Below are 13543 nucleotides of genomic sequence, written 5' to 3' on the forward strand. Positions count from 1 at the left end.
TTAAAGCTATTATAAAGCTTAATCTTTTATAAAACTTTAATTATTTTTCAAAGGGATAAACAATTCCCCAGTCTTTTCTAACCTTATTCATAATTTTTGTAACATCATATGTTAAATCTATACTATTAGATTCTTTATTTTCCTTTATTCTCTCCTCCATAAAGATAACTTCATAATCTAAGGCCTTTTCCTCTTCTCCACACTCTATAACTTCTACTGCACCATCTAAGTAGTTTATGGTTGCCTTATTAGCTCTTGGGAAATTATCAATTGTTATAAATCCATTGTCACAGGAAACAATTCCTCTCTTAGGCATTTTAGATCTAAAGGCTAGGGATATAGTTGCAATTTCATCTTCCTTTGTCTTTAATATTATTCCAGACTCTTCATCTACACCAGTTTTAGCCTTCTTAACTGTACTTAAGATTTCCTCTGGCATACTAGATAAGAAATATCTTGCAAAGGATAAGGCATAAGTTCCAATATCTAAAAGTGCTCCTCCAGCTAAATCAAGATTAAAGAATCTGTTATTTTCATCATATTCCTTGAAGCTTCCAAAGGAAACTTGAACCATATTCACTTTTCCTAAATCCTCATTATTTATCTTCTTTATAACCTTTTCATATAGAGGCATATGAAATAAGGTCATTGCTTCTTCTAAAACTAAATTTTTCTCTCTTGCTATTTTTAAGGCTTCTTCTAACTCTTTTTCATTTACAGTTATAGCTTTTTCGCATAGAACATGTTTATTATTATTTAAACTTTTTATAATGTACTCATAATGATTGCTGTGTGGTGTTGCTATATACACTACATCTATATTTTCATCTTTTATAATCTCATCATAGCTTCCATAAGCTTTTTTAACATTGTTTTCTCTTGCAAATTTCTCTGCTCTCTCCTTATTTCTAGAAGCTACTGCATAAACCTCTCCATTAACCCTATTTAAAGCCTGTGCAAAATCTCTAGCTATATTTCCTGGTCCCAATATTCCCCATTTAAGTTTTTTCATATTCTCAGCTCCTCTTTAATATAAAGTATATTATTTAAGCTTATTTTAAACTAATAATCCACTTAAAGCAAAAGTTATTTAAAAATTAAAAGGACCTAAAATTGGTCCTTTTGAAATCATATATTTTATTCTTAATTAAATTTTGTATAAATAAAAATCTCACGATACACCCTATTAAAATACAACTTTTTATTTAATTAAGCTTTTTAAGTTTCTTACAACTATACTTTCATCTACATTTCTGTTTCTTGAACAAACTATAGCTGCTTGTATTACTGTTATTAGTATAGATGTATTTCTTCTGTAAGCAATATATTTATACTCCCAATTATGACTAAACTTCTCTTTAAAGCGTCTTAACCCTTTAAAGGAGTAAAGTGCTTGTCCATTCTCATAGAATTGAAGGGCTAATTTTTCATTCCAGAAAGCATACTTAGATAAACCAACATTTGCTAAAGGAGCCATTCCCATGTTGAATATTTCATAGCCCTTTTCTTTTCCATACTCAATTAAATTTATGAACATAAAATCCATAACTCCCCTTGGAGTATTTTTACTAAATCTCATTAGATCCACTGAGAAGCTTTCATCATCATACATATACATTATATTAGCAAAGGCTTTTATTTCTCCCTCTCGATTCTTTAAAATAGCTATAGGAGCTTTATTTAAATAATCTTCATCAAAGAATCCCACTGAAAATCCTTTTTCTTTTCTTCCATCTAACCATTCATCTGATATTTCTCTTAAGGAATCTAAAAATCCCCTTGAAAAAGGTGGTTCAACCATGTGGAAAGTATAACCTTCCTTAGTCACCTTACTTCTTGAAGTTTTTAAGCTCTTCATTTTATTTCCTACAACTTTAAATTCTTTTACATCAACCTTAGCTTCTTCTCCAATTTTCATAAAATCATATCCATTAGAATGAAGGTAACTTATCATTTCATCATTAACCTGATAAAAAACTGGTGTGTAACCATAATTATCAGCATACTCACAAAACTTTTCTATTTCCCTAAATAGATTTTCATTATTTCCCACAGGATTTCCTAAAACAAAAAGTTTATCTCCATAGACTTCATATTGAATGAAAAGGTCCTTATCTTCATTTAAATAAATATACTTGTCCTTTAAAAATACTAAATGTGTTAGGGAATCACCCTTGTATTCTTCTATTATCTTTTCTACATATTCGCTACATTCATCAAAGGTCTTAACAGGAATTTTTCTTCTTATATTTAAAAAGTAAATAGCTACATATATTACAGTTACTAAAGCAAAGGCTATAAATCCAAATTTATACGCCATCTTATAAGGCATTTTACGAACAATTCCTACATATTTAAGATGTGTTCCAAAGGTAATTAAAATAAAGAAATAAATTGAAAAAGATGCAATTAATATACCTGAATCTATTAAGGTATTTTTACAACTTACAACAAAACTATCCCTGTAGAACATTCTCTTACTTAAATATAAAAGGTAAGCTACAATAATTAAAAATACTAATTCATAAGGATTAATTCCCTTTGTTAAGGATAATATTATTCCTAATATAAATAAAACCATACTTGCTTTGTAAATACTTTTAGCCCTATATTTTAGCATAAGAGCTGCAAGCATTATTAAAAATCCTAATACTACGCTCATTCCAATTGATAAGCCTAATACTTGTTTACCTAAAATTTCTTTTAATAATTTTATCTTTAATAAATATTGAGGTGCTATATTTGATAAAACAATAATAGCTCCTGATATAAATACTAAAGAAACCACTATCTTATAAGCCACCTTAGATACTATCTCATAAGGCAATCCATTAAACTTTTTATTTATTTTCCCACCGAAATCATGTACAAAAAGTAATACACCTATAAGAGCTGGAACTATGTAATAACTTATTCTATAAAGTATTATAACTAATAGGGTTTGTTCTATAGGAATACCTAAGACCTCTAATCCAGTCATAAATGTTAAGTCAAAGGTACCAATTCCCCCTGGAATCATACTGATCATTCCAACAACTGCTGCTTCAATATATATTGGTAAGAAAGTTAAAACACTTATTGATGCTCCTGTTATTCTTAAAGTAGCATAAATTAGAATTATTGTTGTAAGCCACTCTAAAAATGATATGAATATAATACCTAAGGTACTGAAAAACTCTAACTTGTCCTTTGTTTTACTATATTTATAAGCTGAGTAAATTATAAATCCTGGTGCATATAAAGCTATTATTCCTATGGCATATTTTATTATACCTAGGTTATTCCAAGAGGATATTCTAATCCCCATATATGTACAACAAACTATTGATAAGCCTGTTAAGTTTAAGGCTACTATTTTACCAATTTCTTTTAATAATTTCTTTTTATCATCTACATAGTCACCATAAAAATACTGTTTAAAAGCTAAGGATGTAGCTCCACCAAATCCAAGTAAACTTGCAATGGAACTTGCTATCCAAGAATACTTATATAGCTTTCTATTTTTTAATCTTATTCCAACTTTTCTCTTTAAAATAAAATCGTAGAAAGATAAAGGAATGTAAGAAATTATACCTAATGCTGCAATTATTAATAGGTTTAAAAAGTCTAGTTTATTTCTATACATAAAGAAATATTCTGAGTTGAAATTTTTAAATACTGAAGTAAATTCCCTAACTATAAATAGTATTACTACGGAAACGAATGCTATCTTAAAAAATAATTTTAATTTGTCACTTATCTTTATATTTAACTTCACCTTTTGTCCTCCCCATGTTTAAAATCCAAATTTATTATACACTTTACCTTTCTTAATAATCCATTGATTAATATTTCATTTGCATTACAAATCTGTAAGAATTCTATCTTAGAATAAAAATGAAATCAATATAGAAAAGGTTACAATTACCACATTTAACATAACTTAATGTAAAATTTAATATAAATTTAAGAAAAGAAAACAAAAAATACTAGGTAAAAACCTAGTATTTTTTCTACATAAGTTTACTTTGTCTATATTCTAGTGCTTCAGCTAATTTAGTAAATTTTATAGTCGTATTCATTTTTCTATTTACTATTTCTTCTATATCTGACAATTTAACATTGAAAAATTCTTTTCTTAAATTAACCTTATTTAATCTCTTGCTTGCAAAATGATTATGTAACTCCCTTTCTAAAGCAGGAGCATCTTCACTATAAATCATAGCATGTACATCAAATTTAAATGGCACTGATGCATCACTTAATTCTTTAACTCTTTCCATAGGATCAAGTCTTCTTGTTAATCCTATTTTATATATATCTTCACCAAATGAACCTATATTTGATATTACATAAACATATCCAGCTTTTGTTTTCTGAGCCATTGATTCTGCTCTTTTCATTTTTTCTTCAGCTTGTCTTAAATTTTCTTCTAAATTTTTAACTTGTATTTCTAATTTAGCCTTTTCTTCATCATTAGCTTTTTCTAATTCTGCTCTAACTTTTTCTAAAGCCTTTTGATACATTTTTTCTTCTTTCTCAGCTTCTTTTTCAAGCTTGTTAATTTCAGCTTGTACCTTAGCCTCTTCTCTCATTCTTTCTTTTATTTCTCTTTGTTCTTCACGTTCCTCTTGTATCTTAACTAAATACTCATATTGTAATTGCAACTCTTCAACTTTTAATTTAAAATAATCCATATTTATAGATATATTATATGATGAAACTAATTTATTAATTTGTTCTTTGGCTGCCTCTAATCTTTTTCTACTATTATCTATATTAGAAATTGTTAATTTATTTATTATAATATCACATTCATTATTAAATGCTCTTAATATTAACTTGCAAAGATTATTTTCAAGTTTATTTCTTTCTGAATTCTTCAAATCGCTATTAAATATTTTATATAATTCAGAATTGTTAAGTGATTTTCCTGACTTTATAAATTCTTTTTGATTTAATCTATTTAATTTTAACTGCTCATTATACTCTTCTGATAAATCATATTCATATTTTTTCTCAAATACTCCAACTTGAAATGTATATAGCTCTTTTTCTAAATTTTCATAATTTAATATTTCTTCAGATATATTAATTTTATTTGTAACTTCCTTAAGCTCATCATTCAAAACAGCTATCTTTATTTGAAGTTTTCCTTTGACATCTTCTAAATTCATAATATCATTTAATATTTCATACTGTTTTTTGAATTCTTCTATTTTCTGTAATTCAGAAGCTTTAGTATCTTTAATAGATTTTAATTCTTCCTCATTTTTCTTCAATACTTTTTCTAAATCTAAATTACTTAAATTCAAAATATTATTTTTCTTTAAGTAATTAAATAATACTATAGCTATTATTCCAGCAACTACACCACCTAATGGAATAATTGTTGAAGCAAAAGCTATTATTATTAAAATAATAAATAGACTCTTAATTTTTTTATCCATAATATTCTCCTTTTATCCGAACTCTTTTAACATTATATAACATTATTGTAAATAAAAAAAGTTGACTAAAATTTATATAACCTATTTTTGTATTTAAACTTAATCCTCATTATTTTTTCTACTTTTTATTAAGGCTTTGAAATTCATTCCAAACTCATGAATATATAGAATTACCCCTATTGCTGCTGGCAATATGAAATAACTTATCCTATAAAGTATTATTACTAAAAAGGTTTGCTCTATAGGTACTCCTAAGGCTTTAAAGCCATCTATAAAGGTTAAGTCAAAGGTACCAAGACCTCCAGGAACCATGCTAACTATTCCAACTGCTGTAGCTCTTACATAAACATAAAAATATTCTGTAAGCTTTATGTGAGCCCCTGTAATAGCTAATATTAAATATATAAGTAGCATATTTAAGGTCCATTCCATAAAGGATATGCCTACAACCTTTAAGGTGAATCCCTCTTCGTCCTTTTTCTTCTTATAATTATATAGTGAATTTATAATAACCAAAGGAGCATAGGCAGAAACTCCATATACCACATATTTTATAAGCCCTAAATTTTGTATATCTTTAAATTCTAAGAGAATATAAATTATACATAATACAGACAATCCAGTTAAGTTTAAAAATATGATCTTTCCAATTTCTCTTAATAGCTTCTTTTTATCCTTAACATGACTTCCATAAAAATATTGCTTAAAAGCTAAGGATGTAGCCCCTCCAAATCCAAGTAAACTTGCAATGGAACTTGCTATCCAAGAATATTTATATAATTTTATATTCTTAATATCTATTCCAACATTCTTTTTCAAAATAAAATCATAAATAGATAAAGGCATATATGCAATAATACCAGCTATGGCAATTAGAGTTAGCTTAAAAAAATGCAATTTATCTCTATACATATTAAAATAGGTCATATTAAATTCTTTAAACATATTTTTAAATCCAAAGGCCACTAAAACTAATACTACTGCTATAAAAGTTATCTTTAAAAAAAGCTTAACTTTATTATTTACTTTAATTTTCAATTCATTTCTCTCCTTTGCATTTATTAACACATCATTAATATTATTTTACATTAATTTAAATAAAATTCAAAATTAAAAGCGATTTAAAAAAATTTTTAAATCGCTTTTATTAATATAAAATTGTAATATGAAAACTCTCTATACTCTCATTCTCTGCTTATAATCGTTTACATAACTAAAAGAATTTTCTATATTTAAAAAGACATTTTTTAACCTTTCTGAGTTTATTACCATATATTTTGATTTATTACTGCTACCTAAAATTGAGTCATTAGGATATTCAACTATGTATTTTTCCTCATCTATACTATTATTATTTATAACAATTACATCATTGTTTTTTAAAAATATATATAATTTCCTATCACTATCAGTTATTGGTGCAAAGTTCTTTTTTTCCGTAACATCACTTTCATTTAAAACACTTACTACCTCTTCAATACTCTTCTTCTCTAAATCCTTAGGTACATTATGGTAATTTTCATTTCTTTCTTTATTCATATAGTATTTCATTGCCACTACTTCACTTTCCTTCATCTTAAAGGAATTATCTTCTTTAATAAAAATAGAAACAAGAACTCCAAGAATAATCATTATAATCACTATAGGGAATATTACCTTTTTCCCCACAAAATTACCCCCTATCTATTTATGTTCACATCTACTTATATAATACAACATTTTTTTACAATTTTAAAGTTAACATGCATAAATGGGTGTATTTTCTTTTCTTAAGAATATAATCTCACAAAACTCCATTGTATAAGTTTAAAAATCCAAATTAAAACTTTTGACTTTAACTTAACTTTTGAAGCTTTAGTAATATCTTTTAAGTAATGATTATAAATTCTTAGGAAAGTCTATTAATTCTAGAAATATGTTTGTGAGTTTTATTGCTATATTTTGATACCTCTTTTTTGCTATTGTTTAAATAATCAACTAAGGTTATTTTATTAAAATTATTTGATTCTACATTTTTTAAATTTAAATACATATTATTTAAGATTTCACTTTGATCTTCTACTGAAAATAACTTTCCATAATCACCTTCAAAATTAGAATAGATATTTTCCTCTAATCTTTCTTTCAAGTTTAAAATTAATACCTCTATGCTTTTAATATACTCTTCCTTAAATAAATCTAAGGCGTATAAAAGTTCTATTTCCATTTTATTTTCTATATTTTCATGTCCTATGAAATTCTCTATATCAATTAAAATTTTATTTTTTAAAAATCCCTTGTTGAAAGATTCTATAAGCTTAAAAAATCTCTTATTTAAGGAAGTATAATCAACCTTTTCACATTTATATGAAACAAGGTTATCTGATTTCTTTATTCCTAATTTATTTAAACTTTCAAAAAAACTCTCATGGATTGCTTTTTCATATTTTTTATAAATATTAAATATTTCCTCATTTAAAGAATTTAATTCTAAAATATCATTTTTTATTATATCTACTAGGTCTAAATTAATATCTTCCTTTGAAGATAATTTTATTTCCTTTAATACTACTTTGCTTTTTAAATTAATATTTTCTTTAATTCTTTTAGAAGAACTTTCTAGATAAGTTTTTAATTCTTCTAAGAACTTTTCTTTTAAATCCTTACATTGAATTCCAAAATCAACTCTTAACTCATTGTGATATAAATAATCCCTGTTTAACTCTTCATTATACTCTTTAATAGATTCTAATAATTTATACTTTAAATTTAATAGAACTTCATCTATTAATTCCTCTTCTAAAGATTTAAAATTATCTTTATTTATAGAGTTAAGTTTTATATCTATCTCCTTAAATTCTCTTTTTGATTTCCTTAAAAAAGATTTTATTTTATTATTCTCCCCATTGCTACTTGCACATTTTTCTAAGGATTCTAATTCTATTTTTAACTCCTTTATATATTCTCTTAACTTTAAAATCATTATTAATAGTTTATTTTCCTTTTCATATTCTTTTATATGATTATATAGCTTTAAAAACTTCTCATTTAAACTCTGTGAATTATAAAGTTCCTTATTTTCCTCTTTATCTTTAGAAACTTTTACTTCATATTCTTTAACTAACATTGTTTTCTCCTAAAATAAAACTGCTAAAATGCCTACAATTACTATGCTAATTACTAAAAAGTAATATTTTTTATCTAATTCACTTTTTAACTCTTCATGGAAAAATGGTTCCTCAGGTCCCTTATTCATATTAGATATTTTTCTATCTAAATTATTAACTCTCTCCCCAAGCCTTCTTGTGGCATCTATTACATCAACATTATACTTATCTATGGCACTATTTAATAATTCCATAGAGTTATTCATATTTGTATTTCCCTCTTCTAAAAGGTCCTTTATTTCATTAAACTCTAACTTAACATTATAATTTATCTCTTCAAGGCCTTCCCCCATATATTCCTTAAAGCCTAAAAAATTATCTCTAATTTCACTCTTATCAACCTTTAACCTATTTTCTAGTTTATTGACACAGTTCATAACTCTTAAGCATTCACCTTTTAGCATTTTATCCATCTCTTCAATTTTTTCTATATGCTCCTTAGCTATGCGATTGCTTGTCCTTATCTTTTCACTTAATTCCCTGCCTATTCTTTGTAAAGTAGCTATATTTTCAATTCCTTCTTCTTCTGATAGTTCCCCTATATTTTTATTTATTCCCTCTACTTGCTCCTTTAACCTTTCTATTTCATCATAGGTTTCCCTTGCCTTATCTTTCAAATGGTAAATGTTTTCTTTTGACTTAGTAGATACATCTTCTATATTATTTAAAAACTCATTAGCTTTTTTCTCAAAGGCTTCTTCCCCTTGCTGAACCCCTAAATTAAAGTCTGCTATAGCTTCATCTAATATTACCTTTAAATTATTTTGTAAACTTATTAAGTTATTTCTATTTATTGTAGCAGTTTTTTCTGAAGTACTTGTAAGGGTCTTTATTAAATTTTCTTCCGTAAGTTTTAAATCCCTATAAATAGATTTATCAAAGACTGATTTACTTATTTCTGAAACTAATTCATTAAATTCATCTATTAAGTTATCTTCATTCCTATTCTCCATAACTTCCTCCTACCCCACTACCTAATATGAGTTTATATACTATAAATCTTCATTTATTACTAAATCTCTTCATTAAAAGTCATAAAATTCAAGCTCTCTTTATAATAATTATACTTTATTTACCATATATGTAAATACTTAAATGTGCCTATTTTAAATAATTTACTTTTTATTTATGTATTCCTAACTTTATAAAATTTAATTAAAGAAATAGCCCTATTTTAGTGCTTAATCTAAAATAGGGCAAAAAAATAAGAGGCTTATGAAAACAACTTTTAATAAAACTTACAACATATTCCGAGAATTACTATATTCTTTTCATACTGTTTGTAAGTTTTACTATTAAATTTGATTTAAACCTCTTATTTATATTTATTAGTTTTTATACCTTAGTTATCTGAAAATTTAGCTAAAAGATTTAGTATTTCAGTGTATAACCATATTAAAGTTACCATTAATCCAAAAGCTCCATACCATTCCATGTACTTTGGATATCCATATTGTGAAGCTTTTAGTATGAAATCATAGTCCATTATTAAGCTTGCTGTAGCAATTGCAACAACAAATAGGCTAAATCCTATACCAATTATTCCTGAACCATATATAGGTAAAGTTATTCCAAAGAAACTAAGTACTATTCCTAATAAGTAAATAGCTCCAATTGATATTATGGCTATGAAAACTCCTCTGCTAATTCTTCCAGCTATATCTGGAGTTCTTCTATATATAAGTACTGTAGCAACTAAGCATATGATTGTTAAAAGCATAGCTGGAAATACTATTCCAGGAAACATACTTTCAAAGCATCTTGATATAGAACCTAAAAGAACACCTTCAAAAGCTGCATAGAAAACTGCTGTAAACTGTGCAATCTTTGGTATGAATGATGTTAATAGTCCTAAAATTAATGATCCTCCTAGTGAAACCACTAAAGCACTTTTATAATTCACATCTGGATTTTGAAAAGCTATCCAACTATAAACAAAAGCGACACCTAAAATAGCTGTCATTATTAATATTTTTACTATAGTTCCTCCAACTGTCATGGTTGTTCCATCACTAACAGCCTTTTCAAACCCGGCTGCTAATGCAGGATTTGATTCTCTTCTCATGTTTCTACCTCCTATACAAATGTAAGTAATTTATTATAGTTTAAATTATAAAGTCAAAGTATGTCAAATCTGTTTCATTTATGGCTAAAATGCAAATTAATATTAATTTAATGATTAAATTTAATTTTTATAGTATCTAATTCTTTAAGATTATTATAATCACCTTTCTTTATTTAATATTAATCCTCATCTAAATCATTCCAACTGTGTAAACAATGACTCCAAAGATGCTCCTTTACTATATTTCTACTTTTACATTTTGGACATTCTTTATTTTCCTTAAAAAATAAAATTCTTTTTAACATTCCTATGTTAAAAGTATTCCCACAATTAATACAAATAAAACCATAGGTGCTTAATATCCAAAGTCTAAATAAAAATATTTCTAAAAATACATAAATTAAAAATAAAATAAAACTAAATAAATTCATAGGTATTAATGTATAGGCAATTATGGCTGTTGAAATTACTATAAGGCTAAAAATTAATAAAGTTAATTTATTTTTTTTAAATTTCATATGAAACTCTTCCTTAAGAATTGCTTAGATATTCTCTACTCTTTTTTTCTTAAATAAGAATCAATGGACTTTGCAGCTTTTTTTCCTGCTCCCATGGCAAGAATAACTGTAGCTGCTCCTGTAACAGCATCCCCTCCTGCATAAATTCCCTTTAAGGAGGTTTTTAAGCTTTCTTCATCTACAAGGAGACATCCTCTCTTATTTGCCTTTAATCCCTTTGTGGCATTAGATATTAGTGGATTAGGAGAAGTTCCTAAGGACATTATTACACTATCTACTTCCATAATAAACTCTGAATTTTCAATTTCAATTGGTCTTCTTCTTCCTGAAGAATCTTCCTCTCCAAGTTTCATCCTTATGCACTTTATACCCTTTACCCAACCCTTTTCATCAGTTAAAATTTCAGTAGGATTAGTTAAAACATCTAAAATAACTCCTTCTTCCTTAGCATGATGAATTTCTTCTAATCTAGCTGGCAGCTCCTTTTCACTTCTTCTATAAATTATGTGAGTTTCTGCTCCTAATCTTAAGGAAGTTCTAGCTGCATCCATGGCAACATTTCCTCCACCAACTACAGCAACCTTTTTTCCTAAATTTAAAGGAGTGTGGCTTTCATTTTTAAAAGCCTTCATAAGATTTACCCTAGTTAAAACTTCATTAGCTGAAAAAACTCCATTGGCATTTTCCCCTTTAATTCCCATGAATTTTGGAAGACCTGCTCCAGAACCTATAAAGACAGCCTTAAATCCTTCATTTTCTATTAATTCATCAATGTCCACAGTTTTTCCTACAACAACATTGTTTTCTATTTTAACTCCTAGTTTTTTTATTTCCTCTATTTCATATTTAACTACATCCTTCTTTGGTAATCTAAACTCTGGAATTCCATAAACTAAAACCCCTCCAGACTCATGTAAGGCTTCAAAAATAGTTACTCTATATCCTAGTTTAGCTAGTTCTCCTGCACAGGTTAATCCAGCAGGGCCACTTCCAATAACAGCTACCTTCTCTAAAATCTTTTCACTCTTTTTTAAAGAGCTTAATTTATTATTTCTTGCAAAGTCTGCTATGAATCTTTCTAATTGACCAATGGCTAATGGTTCTCCCTTTATTCCTAAAACACACTTCCCTTCACATTGAGATTCTTGTGGGCAAACTCTTCCACATACAGCAGGTAAAGCATTATATTTTGATAATTCTTCAAAAGAAGCTGAAAAATCTCCTTTTTTTATGAAAGATATAAAACTTGGTATATTTACAGAAACAGGACAGCCTTCTACACACTTAGGGTTTTTACATCCTAAACATCTATTTGCCTCTTCAATAGCCTCTTCTTCTTTATATCCTAGGGAAACCTCCTTAAAGTTTTTACCTCTTTCTATTGGATCTTGCTCCCTAGATTTAACTCTTTTCTTTTTTAAATTACTCATTTTTCAAATCACCTCTACATCCACATCCACCATGACTATGGGTATTTCCCTCTTTAAGTTTTAAGAAAGCTCTTCCCTCTTCTGTTTTGTAGATAGCTTGTCTTCTAATAGATTCATCAAAATCTACTAAATGACCATTAAATTCTGGCCCATCAACACAAGCGAACTTAACTTCTCCTCCTACTGTAACCCTACAAGCACCACACATTCCAGTTCCATCAACCATTATGGGATTTAAACTTACAGTGGTAGGAATATTTAATTTCTTTGTAAGTTCACACATAAACTTCATCATTATCATGGGTCCAATTACAATTGCTCTATTATAATTTATGCCCTTATTCTTAACTAAATCTTCTAAAAGTTCAGTTACTCTCCCCTTAAATCCATAACTTCCATCATCAGTAGCTATATATAGATTTTTAGAAACCTCCCTAAGTTCCTTTTCAAATATTAATAATTCCTTATTTCTAGCTCCAACTATAACATCTGCTAAAATTCCATGGTTATATAGCCACTTTACTTGAGGATATACAGGTGCAGCTCCAACTCCACCAGCTACAAATAATATTCTTTCTTTTTTTAACTCTTCTAAATCTTCATATATAAAGTCACTTTCTCTTCCTAAAGGGCCAAGAAAATCATGTATATAGTCACCTTCATTGTATTTTCCAAGTTCTAAGGTGCTAGCCCCAAGGCCTTGAACAACAATGGTTACACTTTTATCTTCCTTATTATAATCAGCTATGGTTAAAGGAATTCTTTCTCCTTCTTCATCTGCTCTAAGTATTATAAATTGCCCTGGCTTAGCCTTATTAGCTACTCTAGGTGCTTCTATCTTCATTAAATAAACAGAGTCATTTAAATATCTTTTTTCTAAAATTTTAAACATCTAACTAAACCTCTCCCAAAAAATATTTTATTCTCCCACCTAAAAAATAGGATTGTATCAAAG

The 13543-nt window shown here is 27.2% G+C and carries 11 protein-coding genes; all 11 read right to left on the bottom strand.

Annotated features, from left to right (window positions below):
* Positions 1-40: 40 nt before the first annotated feature.
* On the bottom strand, positions 41-1012 hold the full coding sequence (locus GOM42_RS07330; RefSeq protein ID WP_003456530.1) for a Gfo/Idh/MocA family oxidoreductase: 972 nt from the start codon (positions 1010-1012) through the stop codon (positions 41-43).
* 189 nt (positions 1013-1201) lie between these two features.
* On the bottom strand, positions 1202-3757 hold the full coding sequence (gene mprF / locus GOM42_RS07335; protein WP_110077454.1) for a bifunctional lysylphosphatidylglycerol flippase/synthetase MprF: 2556 nt from the start codon (positions 3755-3757) through the stop codon (positions 1202-1204).
* A 235-nt stretch (positions 3758-3992) separates the two neighbouring features.
* The gene (locus GOM42_RS07340; protein WP_003456581.1) at positions 3993-5429 is read right to left on the bottom strand and encodes a DUF4041 domain-containing protein; all 1437 of its coding nucleotides are present in this window, start codon (positions 5427-5429) and stop codon (positions 3993-3995) included.
* 99 nt (positions 5430-5528) lie between these two features.
* Positions 5529-6467, bottom strand: a complete 939-nt coding sequence (locus GOM42_RS07345; protein ID WP_025648755.1) for a flippase-like domain-containing protein — start codon at positions 6465-6467, stop codon at positions 5529-5531.
* Between the two features lie 138 nt (positions 6468-6605).
* Complete coding sequence (locus GOM42_RS07350; RefSeq protein ID WP_025648754.1) at positions 6606-7097, bottom strand: hypothetical protein; 492 nt, start codon at positions 7095-7097, stop codon at positions 6606-6608.
* Between the two features lie 220 nt (positions 7098-7317).
* Positions 7318-8535 carry a hypothetical protein gene (locus GOM42_RS07355; RefSeq protein ID WP_025648753.1) on the bottom strand — a complete coding sequence of 406 codons (1218 nt, stop codon included), beginning with the start codon at positions 8533-8535 and terminating at the stop codon, positions 7318-7320.
* A gap of 9 nt (positions 8536-8544) precedes the next feature.
* On the bottom strand, positions 8545-9528 hold the full coding sequence (locus GOM42_RS07360; RefSeq protein WP_025648752.1) for a hypothetical protein: 984 nt from the start codon (positions 9526-9528) through the stop codon (positions 8545-8547).
* A 389-nt stretch (positions 9529-9917) separates the two neighbouring features.
* Positions 9918-10640, bottom strand: coding sequence for a Bax inhibitor-1/YccA family protein (locus GOM42_RS07365; protein WP_025648751.1), 723 nt, complete (start codon positions 10638-10640; stop codon positions 9918-9920).
* A 179-nt stretch (positions 10641-10819) separates the two neighbouring features.
* Complete coding sequence (locus GOM42_RS07370) at positions 10820-11158, bottom strand: hypothetical protein (protein ID WP_025648750.1); 339 nt, start codon at positions 11156-11158, stop codon at positions 10820-10822.
* A gap of 35 nt (positions 11159-11193) precedes the next feature.
* Entirely contained in the window at positions 11194-12588 is a 1395-nt protein-coding gene (gene gltA, locus GOM42_RS07375; RefSeq protein ID WP_025648749.1) for an NADPH-dependent glutamate synthase, read from the bottom strand.
* A complete protein-coding gene (locus GOM42_RS07380; protein ID WP_110077455.1) occupies positions 12581-13480 on the bottom strand; it encodes a sulfide/dihydroorotate dehydrogenase-like FAD/NAD-binding protein in 900 nt (299 codons plus the stop codon). The genes gltA and GOM42_RS07380 overlap by 8 nt, the downstream gene beginning before the upstream one ends.
* Positions 13481-13543 lie beyond the last annotated feature (63 nt).

The sequence above is a fragment of the Clostridium sp. 16K-1-R1 genome (assembly GCF_023921145.1).
Taxonomy (GTDB): Bacteria; Bacillota; Clostridia; order Clostridiales; family Clostridiaceae; genus Sarcina; species Sarcina perfringens.